General features: G+C 73.2%; 20 protein-coding genes. 8 read left to right on the forward strand and 12 right to left on the reverse strand.

Features of this window, described 5'->3' with window-relative positions:
* Positions 1 to 444 precede the first annotated feature (444 nt).
* The 6 genes from MTO99_RS18435 to MTO99_RS18460 all read right to left on the reverse strand — a co-directional run bounded on the left by MTO99_RS18435 (position 445) and on the right by MTO99_RS18460 (position 4880).
* A complete protein-coding gene (locus MTO99_RS18435; protein WP_243555635.1) occupies positions 445 to 744 on the reverse strand; it encodes a hypothetical protein in 300 nt (99 codons plus the stop codon).
* Between the two features lie 10 nt (positions 745 to 754).
* Positions 755 to 1693 carry an alpha/beta fold hydrolase gene (locus MTO99_RS18440; protein WP_243555636.1) on the reverse strand — a complete coding sequence of 313 codons (939 nt, stop codon included), beginning with the start codon at positions 1691 to 1693 and terminating at the stop codon, positions 755 to 757.
* Entirely contained in the window at positions 1693 to 2499 is an 807-nt protein-coding gene (locus MTO99_RS18445) for an SDR family oxidoreductase (protein ID WP_243555637.1), read from the reverse strand. Before MTO99_RS18445 ends, MTO99_RS18440 begins: the two co-directional genes overlap by 1 nt.
* Positions 2500 to 2515: 16 nt before the next feature.
* Positions 2516 to 3310 (reverse strand): SDR family oxidoreductase, encoded by a 795-nt coding sequence (locus MTO99_RS18450; protein WP_243555638.1) that lies wholly within the window; start codon positions 3308 to 3310, stop codon positions 2516 to 2518.
* A gap of 39 nt (positions 3311 to 3349) precedes the next feature.
* Positions 3350 to 4339, reverse strand: coding sequence for an alpha/beta hydrolase (locus tag MTO99_RS18455; RefSeq protein ID WP_243555639.1), 990 nt, complete (start codon positions 4337 to 4339; stop codon positions 3350 to 3352).
* A gap of 88 nt (positions 4340 to 4427) precedes the next feature.
* Entirely contained in the window at positions 4428 to 4880 is a 453-nt protein-coding gene (locus tag MTO99_RS18460) for a MarR family winged helix-turn-helix transcriptional regulator (RefSeq protein WP_243555640.1), read from the reverse strand.
* 105 nt (positions 4881 to 4985) lie between these two features.
* On the opposite strand from MTO99_RS18460, the gene MTO99_RS18465 reads away from it, so the two are divergent.
* The gene (locus tag MTO99_RS18465; RefSeq protein ID WP_243555641.1) at positions 4986 to 5942 is read left to right on the forward strand and encodes an RNA polymerase sigma-70 factor; all 957 of its coding nucleotides are present in this window, start codon (positions 4986 to 4988) and stop codon (positions 5940 to 5942) included.
* A gap of 4 nt (positions 5943 to 5946) precedes the next feature.
* Here MTO99_RS18465 and MTO99_RS18470 read toward each other — a convergent pair whose 3' ends face one another.
* The 3 genes from MTO99_RS18470 to MTO99_RS18480 all read right to left on the reverse strand — a co-directional run bounded on the left by MTO99_RS18470 (position 5947) and on the right by MTO99_RS18480 (position 8113).
* A complete protein-coding gene (locus MTO99_RS18470; RefSeq protein ID WP_243555642.1) occupies positions 5947 to 6321 on the reverse strand; it encodes a sigma-70 family RNA polymerase sigma factor family protein in 375 nt (124 codons plus the stop codon).
* Between the two features lie 4 nt (positions 6322 to 6325).
* Positions 6326 to 7219 carry an RNA polymerase sigma-70 factor gene (locus MTO99_RS18475; protein ID WP_243555643.1) on the reverse strand — a complete coding sequence of 298 codons (894 nt, stop codon included), beginning with the start codon at positions 7217 to 7219 and terminating at the stop codon, positions 6326 to 6328.
* 156 nt (positions 7220 to 7375) lie between these two features.
* A complete protein-coding gene (locus MTO99_RS18480) occupies positions 7376 to 8113 on the reverse strand; it encodes an alpha/beta fold hydrolase (RefSeq protein WP_243555644.1) in 738 nt (245 codons plus the stop codon).
* Between the two features lie 117 nt (positions 8114 to 8230).
* Between MTO99_RS18480 and MTO99_RS18485 the strand changes: the two genes are divergently transcribed.
* A complete protein-coding gene (locus MTO99_RS18485) occupies positions 8231 to 9205 on the forward strand; it encodes a nucleoside hydrolase (RefSeq protein ID WP_243555645.1) in 975 nt (324 codons plus the stop codon).
* 112 nt (positions 9206 to 9317) lie between these two features.
* Positions 9318 to 9794, forward strand: coding sequence for a cupin domain-containing protein (locus tag MTO99_RS18490; RefSeq protein WP_243555646.1), 477 nt, complete (start codon positions 9318 to 9320; stop codon positions 9792 to 9794).
* 65 nt (positions 9795 to 9859) lie between these two features.
* Here MTO99_RS18490 and MTO99_RS18495 read toward each other — a convergent pair whose 3' ends face one another.
* Entirely contained in the window at positions 9860 to 10459 is a 600-nt protein-coding gene (locus MTO99_RS18495; RefSeq protein WP_243555647.1) for a TetR/AcrR family transcriptional regulator, read from the reverse strand.
* Positions 10460 to 10610: 151 nt separating this feature from the next.
* Between MTO99_RS18495 and MTO99_RS18500 the strand changes: the two genes are divergently transcribed.
* From MTO99_RS18500 to MTO99_RS18520, 5 genes are all read left to right on the forward strand, one after another.
* Entirely contained in the window at positions 10611 to 11360 is a 750-nt protein-coding gene (locus tag MTO99_RS18500; protein WP_243555648.1) for an SDR family oxidoreductase, read from the forward strand.
* Between the two features lies 1 nt (position 11361).
* Positions 11362 to 12309: an alpha/beta hydrolase gene (locus tag MTO99_RS18505; protein ID WP_243555649.1), complete on the forward strand. Its 948-nt coding sequence runs from the start codon at positions 11362 to 11364 to the stop codon at positions 12307 to 12309.
* Positions 12310 to 12419: 110 nt separating this feature from the next.
* Positions 12420 to 12677, forward strand: coding sequence for a BatC protein (locus MTO99_RS18510; RefSeq protein ID WP_149159864.1), 258 nt, complete (start codon positions 12420 to 12422; stop codon positions 12675 to 12677).
* Positions 12677 to 13927 (forward strand): cupin domain-containing protein, encoded by a 1251-nt coding sequence (locus MTO99_RS18515; protein WP_243555650.1) that lies wholly within the window; start codon positions 12677 to 12679, stop codon positions 13925 to 13927. Before MTO99_RS18510 ends, MTO99_RS18515 begins: the two co-directional genes overlap by 1 nt.
* Before the next feature lie 3 nt (positions 13928 to 13930).
* Positions 13931 to 14857, forward strand: coding sequence for a ferredoxin family protein (locus MTO99_RS18520; RefSeq protein WP_243555651.1), 927 nt, complete (start codon positions 13931 to 13933; stop codon positions 14855 to 14857).
* 34 nt (positions 14858 to 14891) lie between these two features.
* Here MTO99_RS18520 and solA read toward each other — a convergent pair whose 3' ends face one another.
* Positions 14892 to 16073 (reverse strand): N-methyl-L-tryptophan oxidase, encoded by a 1182-nt coding sequence (gene solA / locus MTO99_RS18525; protein ID WP_243555652.1) that lies wholly within the window; start codon positions 16071 to 16073, stop codon positions 14892 to 14894.
* Between the two features lie 13 nt (positions 16074 to 16086).
* Entirely contained in the window at positions 16087 to 17385 is a 1299-nt protein-coding gene (gene ectB / locus MTO99_RS18530; RefSeq protein ID WP_243555653.1) for a diaminobutyrate--2-oxoglutarate transaminase, read from the reverse strand.
* Positions 17386 to 17481: the final 96 nt, after the last annotated feature.

Genomic DNA, 17481 nt, shown 5'->3' on the forward strand with positions numbered 1-17481 from the left:
ATGCGCCGGTGGCATACCGGGGAGGGGGCCATCTTCGGTCGCCTCCGGCACTGATGCGCCGGTGGCATACCGGGGAGGGGCCATCTTCGGTCGCCTCCGGCACTGATGCGTGTGTGGCATATCGGGGTGGCGGGTGATGCCACAGGCGCATCAGTGCCGGAGGTGTGGGGCGATCGGGGGAGGGCGCTATGCCACAGGCGCATCAGTGCCGGAGCCGCGGGGCGGGAGACGGGTGGCGGCGATGCCACAGGCGCATCAGTGCCGGAGTCGGCGGCACCAGTGGGCGCGGGAGCGCGGGAGACGCGGGAGACGCGGGAGACGGGTGGGGTGATGCCACAGGCGCATCAGTGCCGGAGTCGGCGGGGCCGACGGGCGCGGGCCGACGGGCGCGGGCCGACGGGCGCGGGCCGACGGGCGCGGGCGGACGGATCGGGGCGCTCGAGGCTACGCGCGCACCACCGGGAAGAGTTCGGTGCGGGCCACGGTGCGATCGCGCTCGGCTGAGAGCGCGGTGCGGCGCGGGTCGGCGAGGTAGGCGTCGACCGCGGCCTGGTTCGGGAAGCGGAAGACCTGCACCTCGAGCGGATGCCCCGACGATCCGTCGCCCCGCACCCGCTCCACCACTTCACCGCCGTGGTCGGGCACGAGGGCGAGCACCGCGTCCTCGTAGGAGACCAGGGCCGCCTCTTCGCCGGGATGAGCCCAGAGCAGACAGCACAGCACGAGGTCGTCGGAGGTCGCCATGCGAGCGAGTCTAGGCAGCCGCCGACGCCTCCTCGGCGAGCGACGCCGCCTCCCGCACCGCGTCGGCGAAGGCCCCGGGCTGCTCCTGCGGCAGGTTGTGGCCGGCGTGGGGCACGTGCCGGTGCACGCGCGGCCCGGTGAAGTGCGCGGCCTGGGCCGAGGCATCCGTCACCGGGAAGTTGCCGTCCGCCTCGCCGTCGAGCGTGACCGCCGGAACCGTGATCGCGGGCAGCTTCGCGAGCGCGCCCTCGTCGCGCAGGTACTCGTGCGCGCCCGGGACGTGGTTGAGCCGGTGCCGGTACGAGTGCAGCACCACGTCGACCCAGTCGGGGTTCTCGAACGCCTCCGCCGCGCGGTCGAGGGTCGCGTCGTCGAACGCCCACTCGGGCGAGTTGCGACGCCAGATCACCTCGGCGATGCCGCGCCGGTTCGCGGTCAGCCCGGCGCGACCGCGCTCGGTCAGGAAGTAGAAGAGGTACCAGAAGCCCGCCTCGAGCGCAGGGTCCAGCGGATGCATCGAAGAGCGGATGTCCTGGATCAGGTAGCCGTTCACGCTCACGAGAGCCGCGACCCGTTCGGGATGCAGCGCGGCGGCCACGCACGCGGCGCGCCCGCCCCAGTCGTATCCGGCGAGCACCGCCCGCTCGATGCCGAGCGCGTCGAGCAGGTCGATCACGTCCTGCCCGAGCGCGGCCTGCTCGCCCGTGCGTGGCGCGGTGCGATCGCGGAACCGGGTGCCGCCGTGCCCGCGCAGCTCGGGCACGATCACCCGGAACCCCGACTCGGCCAGCAGCGGTGCGACATCCGCATAACTGTGCCGGTCGTACGGGAACCCGTGCAGCAGCACCACGGGCGTGCCGTCGGCGGGGCCGAGGTCGACGTACGCGACGTCGAGCACACCCGCTTCGATGCGGCGCAGCGGCCCGAGCCGGGGGAGAGTCGCGGACATCACGACACCCCCTCGGGCGCGTACGTGCGACCCGCCTCGCCGGCCGCGGCCAGGTCGCCGCCCGCGGCGATCCAGTCGGCGAAGCGGGTCTCGGCGAGGGTGGCGTCGGGCCCCGGCAGCAGATCGCGCTCGTCGAGCGCCGTGCCGAAGTACTGCGCCAGCGGATCGGCCACGACCTGGCGAGGGTCCTGACGGATCCGCAGCCCCTGCTGCACGATCTCGTGCAGACGGAACCGCTCGGGTCCCCCGAACTCCACGACGTCGCGCGCCGGCGCTCGCAGCACGGCGCCCGCGACCGCTGCGGCGACGTCGTCGGCGGCCATCGGCTGGATCAACGCGCTCGACAGCCGCACGATGTGCTGCACCGCCGCCGCGTCCGCGATGGACTGGATGAACTCGAAGAACTGGGTCGCGTGCACGATCGTGAACGGTCGACCCGACTGCCGGATCAGCCGCTCCTGCGTGAGCTTCGCCGCGAAGTACCCGCCCTCGTTGCGCGCCAGCCGGTCGGTGCCGACCACCGACAGCGCGACGTGATGCGACACGCCGGCCGCCTCGCCGAAGGTGAGCAGGTTGAGGGTCGAGGCGTAGAAGAACTCGTTCGCGCCCGCCTCGTCGAGGTACCCCGAGTTCGTGACGTCGATGAGCGCCTCCGCACCGGCGAGGGCCTCTGCGAGACCCTCGCCGGTGTACGAGTCGACGCCGGTCGCGCGCGACGCGACGACGACGTCATGGCTCGTCGACCGGAGCCGGTCGACGATCCGGGTGCCGATCAGGCCGGTGCCGCCGATGACCGCGATGCGCATGACGATCGGCCCCCGGCTACTTCGCGGTCCGAGCCGCAGTCGGAGCCGCGGTCGAAGCGGCCGCCTGCGCGGCCAGCCACTCGTCGTACGTGAGGGTCGACAGCTGCGCGTCGGCGCTCGCCGGGGCCAGCTCGGCACCGCGCAGCACCGTGCCGAAGTACGGCGCCTCGGGGTCGGAGACGACCTCGCGGGTGTCGCCGGCGGCGGCGAGTCCTCGTCGGATCAGCTCGTCCATCGCGATCCGCTCGGGTCCGCCGATCTCGATGACGCCGTTCACCGGCTCATGGGCGGCGGCGCGCGCGACGGCGGTCGAGACATCCGCGGCCGCGATCGGCTGCATGATGCCGGTCGAGACCCGGGCGACCCCGTCGGGGCCGGTCGTCGAGTCGGCGATGCGGCGCACGAACTCGTAGAACTGCGTCGCGCGCACGATCGTGAACGGCACCCCCGACTCGGTGATGAGCCGCTCCTGCGCGACCTTCGCCCGCAGGTAGCCGCTGTCGGGCAGCAGGTCGGCGCCCACGATCGACAGCGCGACGTGGTGCGCCACACCGTTCGCCCGCTCGGCCTCGATGAGGTTGCGGGTCGACGCGGTGAAGAACGCCAGCACGTCGTCGTCGGCGAACGACGGCGAGTTCGAGACATCCACGACGACGTCGGCGCCCTGCAGCGCCTCGGCGACGCCCTCGCCCGTGACCGTGTTCACGCCCGTGTTGGGCGAAGCGGCCACGGCCTCGTGGCCGTGCTCGGCGAGCAGTTCGACGACCTTGGACCCGATGAGGCCGGTGCCTCCGATGACGATGACCTTCATGAGTGGTGCTCCTCCCAACGGTGGGCCGCGAGTTCGGCCTCACTGACTCCGACCGGAGAGAGCCGGGATCTGTGACGGAGCGAACGCCTTCCGCAGCACGTGCACCGCCAGCTCGATCGCGGCGGTCGAGGCCGCCGTCTCACGCAGCGGGTTCAGCATCATGAAGTCGTGCACGGTGCCGTTCACGCGCACGGCCGTGGTGCGCACACCCGCCTCGGTGAGCTTGCGCGCGTACGCCTCGCCCTCGTCGCGCAGCACGTCGTTCTCATCGACGATCACGAGCGTCTCGGGCAGGCCCGACAGCTCTTCGAGGGTTGCGCGCAGCGGCGACGCGGTGATCTCGGCGCGGGTCGCGACATCCGGCAGGTAGTTGTCCCAGAACCACGCCATGCTGTCGGCGCGCAGGAACGGCCCCTCGGCGAACTCGCGGTAGCTGGCCGTGTCCTGCGCGGCATCCGTCACCGGGTAGTACAGCGACTGGTGCACGAACGTGACATCCCCGCGCTGCTTCGCGAGGATCGCGACCGCGGCCGACATGTTGCCGCCGACGGAGTCGCCGGCGACCGCGAGCCGCGAGGCATCCAGCCCGTACTCCTCGCCGTGGGCGAGGATCCAGCGCGCCGTGGCGTACGCCTGCTCGATCGCGACGGGGTAGCGCGCCTCGGGCGAGCGGTCGTACTCGACGAACACGACGGCGGCGCCGACCCCGGTCGCGAGGTCGCGCACGAGCCGATCGTGGGTGCCGGCGTTGCCGAGCACCCAGCCGCCGCCGTGGATGTACAGGATCGTCGGGAGCGGCTCGGTACGAGCGGATGCTCCGGGCGGGGTGACGATGCGCACCCGCACGTCGCCCACCTCGGCGGGCACGGTGACCCAGCGCTCGTCGACGTCGGCTTTCGCGACGGGCGCGGCCTGCACGTCGTCGAGCACCTTGCGGGCCTCGGCGGGGGTCAGCTGGGCGAAGAACGGCGGGGTCGCGGTGGCGTCCGCGATCGCCTGGGCGGCGGGTTCGAGCACGTGCTCGGTCATGATGGTTCCTTCCGATCGGTGTGGTGAGCGGTTCGGGTTCACCAGACATGACCGGGAGGCATCCGCAGGTGTGACCTGCCTGCGACCGTCAGGCGCCGGCGGCGCGCTCCTCGGCCGCGCGGATGATGCCGCGCAGCGCCTCGAGTGCGACGGCGCCCTGCTCCGTGCCGAAGCCGAACAGCTCACTGATCGCCGGGTAGATGCCGGCCGCGCGCTGCTTCAGCGCCTCGCCCTCCTCCGTGAGCGAGACGTGCACCGTGCGCTCGTCGGTCGCGCTGCGCGTGCGGCGCACCAGCCCGCGCTTCTCCAGCCGCTGCAGCAGCGGGGTCATCGTGCCGTAGTCGGATTGGATGCGCTCGACGAGCGAACCGACGGTCTGGTCGCCGTGCGTCCACAGGTTCGCCAGCACCAGGTACTGCGGGTAGGTCACGCCGAGCGGCTCGAGCAGCGGCCGGTACGCGGCGGTCACCGCGCGCGCGGCCGAGTAGAGATTCCAGCACACCATGTCGTCGAGCGGCACCGATGCTTCGCGATCATCCATGACCGCATCGTAGCAAATTGTCTCGTGTGCTATTGACTTGTACACGAGGAAGAGTACGGTGTGTCGCGTCGGGAACACCGCGCCAGGGGAACGAGGGGAAGCGCCATGCGCACGCACGAGCAGTTGAAGACCGCGAGACCTGAGATCCGGATGCCCCAGCGCGCGTGGCGGCCGACGACGAGGCCGCCCGGGCTCGACGAGGCGATCGCCGTGTTCGCCGAGCACCGGCCGCGCATCTTCGGCATCGCGTACCGCATGCTCGGCAGCGTCATCGACGCCGAAGACCTCGTACAGGAGGTCTGGATCCGCTGGCAGCGCACCGACCGCGACGCCGTGCGCGAGCCCGCCGCGTTCCTCGCGACCACCGCGACCCGGCTCGCGATCAACGCGCTGCAGTCGGCCCGCGCCCGCCGCGAGGCGTACGTCGGCCCGTGGCTGCCCGAGCCGATCGACACCGACGCCAACCCCGAGGTGCTGAGCGAGCGCGGCGACGACCTGGGCTTCGCGTTCCTGCTGCTGCTCGAACGGCTCTCGCCGCGCGAGCGCGCCGCGTACGTCCTGCGCATCGCGTTCGACTATCCGTACGCGCGCATCGCCGAGATCCTCGACTCGAACGAGACGAGCGTGCGCAAGCTGGTCAGCCGGGCGACCGCGCACCTCGACGATGAACGGCACGCCCCCGTGCCGGCCGGCCGGCAGCGCCTCTTGCTCGACGCATTCCTCGACGCGGCTCGCTCGGGCGACCTCGCCGCGCTCGAGTCGCTGCTCACCGAGGACGTCGTGTCGCTCTCCGACGGGGGCGGGCACGCCCAGGCCGCGCGGTTCCCGCTCGTCGGGCGCGAGCGCGTCGCCAAGTTCGTGCACGCCGTCTCGGAGTGGTTCTGGAACGACGTCGACCTCACACCCGTGCAGGCCAACGGCCAGCCCGCGATGCTGCTCTCGGCGTTCGGTGCGCCCTTCGCGGTGATCGCGGTGAACGTGACGTCCGACGGCATCGACCGGGTGTTCTGGATGGTGAACGCCGAGAAGATCGGCGCGGTCGTGGACGCTGTCGGCGAGTGACGGCTCAGCCCAGCGGTTCGCGGTTCCACGACAGCAGCTTGTGCGGTGCGGTCGTCAGGTAGAGCTCCCTGATCGGCACGGATGTCTCGGAGCCCTCGCCGTGCCGCGGCCGCCCGCCGATCACCAGCACGCCGAGCACCGCGCCGTCGGGTCGGCGCAGCGCCAGCCCCGGCCCGCCGTTGACGTGCACCACCATCAGCGAGGCATCCGGTTGCTTCGCGAGCCGACCGAGCAGGATGCCGGCGATGCGCGCACGACCCTCCCATCGACCGGCGGTCTCGTCGCCGGAGTCGATCACCAGGTGCGCATCGGGGTCGAACATCGACGCGACCACGAACTGATCGCGGCCGGTCAGGGCACGCAGCAGACGCCCTGCCACGCCGTCAGGAGACATGCGCGTACGCGGCGCCGAGCTTGCCGGGGTTCATCATCCAGAGCACCTGGTCGATGCCCGGCCCACCCCCCTCGTCGGTCGAGGCGACGACGGTGAGCACCGCGAACACCGCCCCCTCCTTCGCGAGCAGCACCGACGGCTGCCCGTTCGACTCGGCCTGGATCACGTCGACGCCGTTCCAGAAGTGGGTGTGGAACGCGCGCACGAACTTCGCAACGGTGACGCGCCCGCGCACCGGGAACTTCGACGCGCGCACCACGCCGCCGCCGTCGGAATACGACACGACGTCCTCGGCGAACAGGCGCTCGAGCGCGGCGAGGTCGCCGGTCTTCGCGGCGGCGACGAACGCGGTCAGCAGACGTCGCTGCTCGTCCTTGGATGCCTCGCGGCGCCGCTCGCCCGCGAGGTGCTTGCGTGCGCGGCTCACGAGCTGCCGGGCCGACGCCTCGGACACCTGGATGATGTCGCAGATCTGCGGGTACTCGTAGGCGAACGCTTCGCGCAGCACGTACGCCGCGCGCTCGGTGGGGGTGAGCTTCTCGAGCATCACGAGCACCGCGAACCCGAGCGCCTCGGTGCGCTCGGCGCCGAGCGTCGGGTCCGCGCTCGTGTCGACGGGTTCGGGCAGCCAGGGGCCGATGTACGTCTCGCGGCGCACTCTCGCCGACTGCAGCTGGTTGATCGCGAGCCGGGTCGTCGTCGTCGCGAGGAACGCGGGCGGATCGTCGACGACCGTGCGGTCGGTGCCCTGCCAGCGCAGCCAGGTCTCCTGCACCAGGTCCTCGGCCTCGGTCGCGGTGCCGAGCATGCGGTACGCGATGCCGAACAGGCGCCGGCGGACGGCGGTGAAGACGGCGAGCGCGTCGTCGAGATTCGCATCCATACCTGCTGTGACCGGATGCTCCGCCCGAATGTGACGTCGCCCCGCGATTCGTTTGCAGGACATTCCCGCCGATGCAGGACGTGAGCGCGCGCTCACGTCCTGCATTCCGGCTGTGGTCCCGCGAACCGCGGGGCGGGACGGCGGGTGCGGGGCGGGCTACGCCGCCGCGCGCTCCGCCGCGACGGCCCGCACGGCCTCCGCGATGACCGCCGCGACCAGGTCGGGGCGGGACACCCCGACGGCGTGCGAGGCGCCCTCGACCTCCTGCGCGGTGCGCGCGTTCGCCCGCTCGGCGCCCTTGCGCATCGCGGCCGGCGGGATGTTGCGGTCCTCGCCGCCCCAGATGTGCCACGACGGGATGGTCGTCCACCCGGGCGAGGTCGCCTGCACCGGGTCGGTGAGGGCGGCCTGCGTCACGGGGCGCTGGGTGGCGCCCATGAGGCCCGCGGTCTTCGGGTCGACGTCGGCGGCGAACTGCTCGTGGAACTTCGCGCGCGCGATGGTGAGTTCGACACCGCCGTCGGCGAGCGGGTGCGGCTCGATCGCGTCGCCGAGGGTGGAGCCGGGCTCGCTCGCGCTCAGGCTGAACGCGGTGTCGCCGGTCTGCGGGGTGAACGCGCCGACGTAGACGAGGGCGGCGACCTGCTCGTTGCCGGCCGACGCCTCGCTGATCACGAGTCCGCCGTAGGAGTGGCCGACGAGCACGACGGGCCCCTCGACCGAGGCGATGACGTCGCGCACGTACTGCGCGTCGCCGGCGAGGGTGCGCAGCGGGTTCGCCGCCGCGGTCGAGGTGATGCCCTCGGCGTAGAGGCGTTCGATGACGCCGTTCCAGCTGGCGGACTCGGCGAACGCGCCGTGCACGAGCACGACGTGGGGTTGCTGATTCGACATGTCGGATTCCCTTCCCGGACGTTCCCCCCCGGGCGGTCGCTCGGAGGCGGTGTCGTCAGCTTCGACCGTGCGCACGGCCGGGATGTGACATCCGATCGTGCCGTTAGGCTGCCGTGCGTGCCTCACGCGACCGCTCCGATCCCCGTCTACCTCGACTGCGATACGGGCATCGACGATGCCGTCGCGCTCGCCTACCTGATCGCGCACCCGGGCGTGCGGCTGGTGGGCATCGGCACGGTCTCGGGCAATACGACGGCTGAGCAGGCGGCGCGCAACACGCTCGGCCTGCTGGCGGCCGCGGGTGTCGACGACGTGCCGGTCGCGGTGGGCGCGCACGACTTCCTGCAGCGGCCGTTCGGCAGCGTCGCGGCCGACGTGCACGGCGGCGACGGGGTCGGCGGGGTCGCCGATTCGCTGCCGGCGCCGCGGCGCGAGGTCGAGCCGGGCGGCGCCGTCGACCTGCTGCTGCGGCTCAGCCGCGAGTACGCCGGCGAGCTGCGGGTGCTCGCGGTCGGCCCGCTCACGAACCTCGTGCTCGCGCTGCGCGCGGACGCGGGGCTGCCGGGCCGGGTGCACTCGGTCACGGTGATGGGCGGTGCGGTGGATGCCCCGGGCAACGTGTCGCTCGTCGCCGAGGCGAACTTCCGCAACGATCCGGCTGCTGCGGCGGAGGCGCTCGTCGCCGACTGGCCGGTGACGCTCGTGCCGCTGGACGTCACGATGTCGCACACGTTGGACGAGGCCGGGCGGCAGGCGCTGCTGCACCACGACGGCACCGTGCCGCGACTGCTCGGCGGGATGCTCGACACCTACCTCGGCTTCTACGTCGAGGTGTACGGCGATCGTCGCTGCGCGCTGCACGATCCGCTCGCCGCGGCGGTGGCCTCGGGCGATATCGGCACGGCCGAGGTGCGTCGCGGCGTGTTCGACGTCGTGCGCGACGACGGCCCCGAGCACGGGCGGGTGATCGAGCTCGAGGACGACGGCTCGGCCGGGCGCGCGGGCGCCGTGATGTCGACGGATGCCCAGGTCGCCGAGCTGGTGCTGGGCAGGATCCTCGGGCATGACTGGCCGAGTGAGCCCGTGCGGTGACTCCGCGCAAGCCCTGTCGGCGGGTCGGCGCGCAGCGCTAGCCTGACCGCGACGACCGACGGCGCGAACGGCGCGGATCCCGTCGGCCGCGCGACGCGGGAGGGGCGAGCACATGCAGATCACCGACAACGGACCCGAGCCGAACGTCTTCGACATCGAGACGGCGACCGAGCAGAACGACACGTACCGCACCGTCGCGTGGAGCGGCAAGTACCTGCAGGTCACGCTGATGTCGATTCCGGTGGGCGAGTCGATCGGGCTCGAGGCCCACCCCGAGACCGACCAGTTCGTGCGCATCGAGCAGGGGCAGGGGCGGGCGAAGCTGGGTCCGTCGAAGGACGAGCTGACGCTGCAGCAGGATGTCTCGGACGGCTGGAGCGTGCAGGTGCCCGCCGGCACGTGGCACGACGTCGTGAACACGGGCGACGAGCCGCTGCGCCTCTACGTCGTGTACGCGCCCGTGCATCACGCGGCCGGCCAGGTGCAGCAGACCGCCGACGAGGCCGAGCACGACGAGGAGTCCGGTCGGGACGAGCCGCCCGAGTGGGCGGTCGAGCCCGAGGGCGGCCAGCCCGACGAGAAGGCGTAGCCCCGCGGCGCTGCGCTGCGCGGCCGGCGGCTCAGCGCGACTCGCCGGCGCGGCGCGGCCGGCGCTCAGCGCGGCGCGAGGCCGGTCAGCAGCAGGTCGGCGAGCGAGTCGAGGTGCTCGACCCGGGGCGGTCGCTCGGCGAGCGCGGTGTAGAGCACCGCACCCTGGATCGCGTCGGCCGCGGCCTCGAGGTCGGCGTCGGCGCGCACCTCGCCGTGCGCGACCGCCCGTCGCAACAGGTCGATGAGGTCGGTGCGTCCCTGCTCGGTGAACGCCCGGTAGAGGCGGATCGCCCCGGCCTCGGTCTCGGCGGCCGCGGCGGCGAGGGCGCGCACGATCGTGAGGTTCGTGGCATCCGAGAGCCCGACCGCGGCGGCGTGCAGCCAGGCGCGCAGGTCGGCGGGCTCCGGGGCATCCGGCCCGCCGGTCATGCCGGCCGGAACGGGGGAGAGCAACCCGGCCATGACCGCCTCGGCGATGATCGTCGCCTTCGAGGGCCAGCGTCGGTAGACGGTCTGCCGGCCGACGCCCGCGCGTTCGGCGATCGCCTGCATCGTGAGCTGTTCGTACCCGTCGGCGATGAGCAGGTCGCGGGCCGCTTCGAGGATGGCCCGGTCGGCCTGGGCGCTGCGCGGCCGGCCGCGTTTCGGGTGCTCCTGCTCCACGCGTCGATTGTAGGCGCGGTCGCGATGAATTACGATACAGAGTGTCTCGCAAATGACCTGGAGGTCGGAACATGGCACAGGACGTGGTCGTCATCATCGGCGTGGGCGGCATGGGCTCGCGATCGCCCGCCGCACGGGAAGCGGGCGCCGCGTGGTGCTCGCCGACTTCAACGAGGCCACGCTCGAGGCGGCAGCGAGCCAGCTCCGCGGCGAGGGCCACGACGTGCTCACCCAGCGCGTCGACGTGAGCGACCGCGCGTCGGTCGCCGCGCTCGCCGACGCCGCCGCAGCCGCCGGGCGGGTCACGCACGTCGCGCACACGGCCGGGCTGTCGCCCGTGCAGGCGCCGACCGACGCGATCCTGCACGTCGACCTGCTCGGGGTCGCGCACGCGCTCGACGAGTTCGCCCGGGTCATCGCGCCGGGCGGTGCCGGCGTGGTGATCGCCAGCATGGCCGGCCACTTCGCGATCGGCACCCTGCCGGCCGAGGCCGAGCAGGCGCTCGCCGCGACGCCGACCGACGAACTGCTCGGCCTGCCGTTCCTCGCCCAGCTGCCGAACCCCGGCGCCGCGTACAGCATCGCCAAACGCGCCAACCATCTGCGGGTGCGTGCAGCCGCCGCAGGCGCATGGGCCGCAGCGGGGGCCCGCGTCAACTCGATCAGCCCCGGCGTGATCTCGACGCCGATGGGCCAGGAGGAGCTCGCGGGCGAGTCGGGCGCGCAGATGCGCGGCATGATCCAGGCGTCGGCGACGAAGCGACTCGGCACCCCCGACGACATCGCGGCGGCCGCCGCGTTCCTGCTCGACCCGCAGCAGGCGAGCTTCATCACCGGCACCGACCTCCTCGTCGACGGCGGCGCCGTCGCGGGCGTGCGCGCCTCGGGCATGCTCGGCTGACATGGCGGCCCGATTCGACAGCTCGCTGCTGCATCCCGAACTGCGCACGAAGTTCGCGCGGTCGAACAACCCGCCCGTCGTGCACGCCTGGCAGCGTGCGCTGCTGCGCAGCGGCATGCGCCTGATGCCCGGCGCGAAACCCGCGCGCGGCGTGACGGTCGAGCGGGTGTCGGTCCCCGGCGGGCAGGTCGCCAATGTCTTCACCCCGTCGGGCTTCGGTGCGGATGCTCCGGGGCCGGCGCTGCTCTGGATCCACGGCGGCGGGCTCGTGATCGGCTCGATGGCGCAGGACGACGCGCGCTGCCTCGACGTCGCCGCCGAACTCGGCATCGTCGTGGTGTCGGTGGAGTACCGGCTCGCACCCGAGCATCCCTACCCGGCTCCGCTCGACGACTGCGATGCGGCGTGGGCGTGGCTGCAGTCGGTCGCCGCAGCGCGGCGCATCGACCCGGCGCGCGTCGCGATCGGCGGGCAGAGCGCAGGCGGCGGGCTCGCGGCCGCACTCGTGCAGCGCATCCACGACCGCGGCGGCGTGCAGCCCGTGGCGCAGTGGCTGTTCTGCCCGATGCTCGACGACCGCACCGCCGCCGACCGCTCGCTCGATGCGGTCGGGCACGTCATCTGGAACAACCGGTCGAACCGGGCCGGCTGGGGCGCGTACCTCGGCTCCGCGATGGGCGGGGCGGACGTCCCCGCCGAGGCCGCACCGGCGCGGCGCATCGACCTGACCGGCCTGCCCCCGGCGTGGATCGGCGCGGGCGACATCGAGCTGTTCTTCGCCGAGGATCGCGACTACGCGGAGCGGCTCGCGGCGGCCGGGGTCGAGGTCGAGTGGGCGGTCGTGCCGGGCGCCCCGCACGGGTTCGAGTCGATGGCCGGCGACACCGCGGTCGCCCGCAGCTATGTGGCGGGCGCGCAGCGCTGGCTCGCGACGCAGCTCGGAAGCTGAGCGGCGCCGCGCGGCCGAACCCTGTCAACCCGTTCCGCACGCGGTGCGCCGTCGTTACGCTGACAACGACGACGTGCCGCGGGGGTCGCGGCCGGGATGGAGGGGGTGCCATGTCGATCAGCGATGACGACATCACGAACGAGCCGGGCGACGGCGGCGAGGGCGTGGCCGACGGCGGGGCGAACCCGCAGGGCCACGACGGCGGTGCCGACGGCTCGGCGGCAGCGGGTGAGGGCACGGCCGACGGCGGTGCGAACCCGGGTGGTCACGACGGCGGCGCCGACGGCTCCGCAGGAGCCGGTGAGGGAACCGCCGACGGGGGAGCGAACCCCGGCGGTCACGACGGCGGCGCCGACGGCTCGGCCTGATGGCGGATGAGCTGCGCGGGTCGGGCGACCGGCCCGCGCTCTCGCGCTGCATCAGCGTGGCATCCGACCGGTTCGCGACCGAGTTCTGGTCGCGCGACGCGCTGCACTCACGGGCCGACGAACTCGCCGGGCCCGACGGATTCGCCGACCTGTTCTCGGCCGACGCGGTCGACGAACTCGTCTCCCGCCGCGGGGTGCGCACCCCGTTCATGCGCATGGCGAAGGACGGCGAGGTGCTGCCGGCCTCGGCGTACACGGCGTCGGGCGGGTTCGGGGCCGAGGTGGGCGACCAGGTCGCGAGCGACCGGGTGTTCGCGCGGTTCGCGGATGGTGCGACGATCGTGCTGCAGGGCCTGCACCGGCTCTGGCCTCCGCTCATCGAGTTCACCCGGCAGCTCGTCGACGATCTGGGGCATCCGGTGCAGGTGAACGCGTACGTCACGCCGCCGGGTTCGCAGGGGTTCGACCCGCACTACGACACCCATGACGTGTTCGTGCTGCAGATCGCGGGCGAGAAGCACTGGCGGATCCACCGGCCGGTGCACGTCGACCCGCTCGCCTCGCAGCCGTGGAGCGGGCATCGCGAGGCGGTCGCCCGTGCGGCGCTCGAGGAGCCGGCGATCGACGCCGTGTTCCGGCCGGGCGACGCGCTGTACCTGCCGCGCGGCTGGATCCACTCGGCGGTCGCCGGCGGCGACGAGACGAGCGTGCACCTCACGATCGGGGTGTCGGCGTACACGCACGCCGACGTGGTGCAGGCGCTCGTGGCGCGGGTCGGCGACAGCGAGCGGTTGCGCGCGTCGCTGCCGCTCGGCGTCGACTTCGACGACGCCGAGCAGATGGCCGGCATCGTGCGCGACACCGTCGACGCGCTCGTCGAACTCGTGCAGCGACCGGATGCCTCGGCCACGGCGTCGGCACTCGCGCAGCGGTTCGACCGCGACATCCGCCCCGAGCCCGTCGCCCCGCTCGCGACGCTCGCCGCGCTCGCGGCGATCGACGGATCGAGCGTGGTGCGGCGCCGCGAGGCCCTGCGCGTGCGGGTCGATCTCGACGACGATCGCGTGCGAGTGGTCACGCGCGGGACGACGCTCTCGCTGCCCATCGAGGCCGAGCCTGCGGTGCGTCGCATCGTCGCGGGCGAGCCGGTGCGGGTCGGCGAGCTGCCCGGCCTCGACGCCGAGAGCGCGGTGGTCGTGGCCCGTCGTCTCGTGCGCGAGCGCATCGCGGTGATCGAGACGTCCGAGTAGGCCGTGACCCTCGACGCCGAGCACTGGGCGCCCTGCAGCGACCGGGCCCGTGAGCGCGGCGACCCGCTCGCGGGCACCGCGCCGCGGGGCATCCGGTGGTTCCTGCTCGAGGTAGCGACGAGCTGGGGCCCGAACGCGCTGCTCGACGCGCCGTTCGACCGTGCGATCGGGCGCGCCCTGGTGCGCCGCGTCGAGGCGGCCGGGATGCGGATCCTCGCGATCCGCCGCACCGGGCGGCGCGCGCCGCCGCCCGTGCAGCGATGGGCGATCGTCGACTCCCGCCCCGGACTCGAGTCGATCGTCTGGGGCGAGACGGCGGATGCCTCGGGGCTGCTCGACGTGCCGCTCGACGGGTCGACGGGCACACCCTCTGATGAGCCGATCTACGCGGTCTGCGCGCACGGCCGGCACGACCGCTGCTGCGCGGTGCGGGGCCGCAGGGTCGCGACCGCACTCGCCGCCGCCCGACCCGAGCAGACCTGGGAGTGCTCGCACCTCGGCGGCGATCGGTTCGCCGGCACCATGGTCGTGTTCCCGCACGGGCTGTACTACGGGTACGCCGACGACTCGCCCGACGACGGCGAGCCGACGCCGCTGCGCATCGCCGACGCGTTCGAGGAAGGTCGGGTCGTGCCCGAGCACCTGCGCGGACGCAGCTCGCTGACCCATGCCGTGCAGGCCGCGCAGCACTACGCACGCCGGGAGTTCGGCGACGACCGCATCGCGGCGTACCCGCCGCTCGACGAGGCGGTCACCGACGACGGCTGGCGGGTGCGGCTCGGGCTCGGCAACGGGGGTGCCGTCGTGGTCGACCTCGTCGACGAGCCGTCGCCCCCGCTGCTGTCGACGTGCGCCGCGACCCGGCTCGTGCGGGTGCGGCAGTTCGCACTGCGCGCGCTGCGGGTGCAGCCCGCCCCACTGGTCGAGTAGGCCGCGAAGCGCGGTTCAGCCCGCGAAGCGCGGTTCAGCCCGCGAAGCGCCGCGGGTCGAGGAACCCCGCCTCGGTGAACGGCTCCTCGCCGGCCACCGCTTGCGCCACGAGCTCGCCGAGCGCCGACGCGTGCTTGAACGAGTGCCCCGAGCACCCTCCGCCGACGAACACGCGCGGATGCGCGGTCGGCCCGACGACGAACTGCCCGTCGGGCGTGTGCGTCATGATGCAGGTCGTCACGCCCGACGGCTCGGGCTGGAGGTCGGGGAAGGTCGCGGCGACGAGCGCAGCGATCTCATCGGTCTCGCCCGGGTGCACGACCCGGTCGATCGCGTCGGGGTCGTCGCTCGGGAACGGCCCGTCGAACTCGGGGCCTGCTTTCGCGTCGAAGCTCGCGAACTCCGACGAGCCGGATGCGTCGGATGCCCCGTGCCCCCAGATCCACGTGTCGCGCCCGGGCACGCTGCGGATGAACACCGGCAGCACTCCGAGATCCGCGCGGTGCCCTTCTCGAGCGCGGAACCACGTCATGACGACCCGGTGCGGCGTCAGCGGCACGTCGGGCACGAACCGGCCGATCCACGGCCCCGCCGTGACGGCGACCTGCCGCACGCGCACGGGCGCGGCATCCGGATCGTCGACCGTGACCGTCACGCCCTCGTCGTCGGGCTCGATCGCGACCACCCGCGTGCCCGTGCGGATGCGCGCGCCCGCCGCGCGGGCGGCATCGACGGCGGCGACGATCGCCGCCTCGGGGCGCAGGATGCCGGCCTCGGGATCCCACACGCCGACGTCGCCGTCGTCGATCCGCGCGTTCGCGGGCGACCGGCGCGCGATGCCCTCGGCGTCGAGCCGCTCGACGGGCAGGTCGTGCGCCGCGGCGGCGGCGAGGGTGCCGGTGATCAGGTGCGAGTCGGGCGGGCCGATCATGATGCCGCCGGTCTCGAGGAACAGCGGAACCCGAGCGGATGCCTCGAGCTCGCGCCACAGGTCGCGCGCCCGCCGCGCGATCGGGGTGAGGCCCGGGTGCTCGAGGCACGCGACGCGGAACAACCGGGTCTGCCCGGTCGACCCGCCCCACGGGTGCCCCGGCTCGAACTGCTCGAACCCGATCACGTCGAGCCCGCGCGCGGCGAGCCGCCACGCGGCGCTCGACCCGACCGCGCCGAGCCCGATCACGGCGACGTCGGCGTCGAACACGTCGGCACGGGGCATCCGCTCGACCGTTCTACCCGGCGAGCACCGCCGCGAGGCTCTCGCGCACGATCGCGAGGCCCCGGCGCAGCTCGTCGTCGGTGATGGTGAGGGCCGGCAGGAACTTCAGCACCTCGTCGAACGCGCCCGAGGTCTCGATGACGAGCCCGCGCGTGAACGCCTCCTTCGAGACGCGGCCCGCGAGCGTGCGGTCGCCGTCGCAGACGAGCCCCTGGAACAGCCCGCGGCCGCGCACCGTGAAGCCCTGCTCGGGGTGCTCGGCGGCGATCTGCTCGAGCTCGCCGCGCAGCAGCGCCGACTTCGCGGCCACCTGCCGCATGAACGCGTCGTCGGCCCAGTAGGTCTCGAGTGCGACGCGCGCCGACACGAACGCGAGGTTGTTGCCGCGGAAGGTGCCGGTGTGCTGGCCCGGCTTCCACACGTCGACCTCGGGGCGCAGCAGCAGCAGCGACATCGGCAGGCCCGAACCCGAGATCGACTTCGAGACGGTGACGAGGTCGGGCACGATGCCCGACTCCTCGAACGCGAAGAACGCGCCCGTGCGGCCGACGCCGGCCTGGATCTCGTCGAGGATGAGCAGGATGCCCCGCTCCTCGGTGATGCGACGCAGGCGCTGCAGCCACGACGCGCTCGCGACGTTGATGCCGCCCTCGCCCTGCACCGCCTCGACGATGACGGCCGCGGGCAGGTCGAGGCCCGAGCCGGCGTCGTCGAGCATCTTCTCGAACAGGTCGAGGGTGTCGACGTCGGGGCCGAGGTAGCCGTCGTACGGCAGCCGGGCGACGTCGTCGAGGCCGACGCCGGCCGCGCCCCGGTAGTGGCTGTTGCCGGTCGCGGCGAGCGAGCCGAGGCTGAGGCCGTGGAACGCGTTGGTGAACGCGACGACGGTCGCACGGCCGGTCGCGGTGCGCGCGATCTTCAGCGCCGCCTCGACCGCGTTCGCGCCGGTCGGGCCGGTGAACTGCAGCTTGTGATCGAGGCCGCGGGGTTCGAGGATGAACCGCTCGAAGGCCTCGATGAACGCCTTCTTGGCCGAGGTGGCCATGTCGAGCCCGTGGATGATGCCGCCCCGCTCGAGGTACTCGACGAGCGCGGCCGTGAACGCCGGGTTGTTGTGTCCGTAGTTGAGCACGCCCGCCCCGGCGAAGAAGTCGAGGTACTCGCGCCCGTCGGCGTCGACGAGGGTCGACCCGGTGGCGCGGTCGAACACGGTCGGGAAGGCGCGGACGTACCCGCGCACCTCGGACTCGCGACGGTTGAAGACGTCGAGGCTGGTGGCGCTCGCGGTGGCGGCGGCGGTTTCGCTGCTCATGGCAGACGGACTCCTCTCGAGAGGCGACGGTGGCGGTGCATCCGACCCTAGTTGCTCTGCGTGAGTGCGAGGTGTGACGGATGCGGCGGAATCGGC

This window comes from Agromyces larvae (assembly GCF_022811705.1).
In the GTDB taxonomy this organism is placed as follows: Bacteria; Actinomycetota; Actinomycetes; order Actinomycetales; family Microbacteriaceae; genus Agromyces; species Agromyces larvae.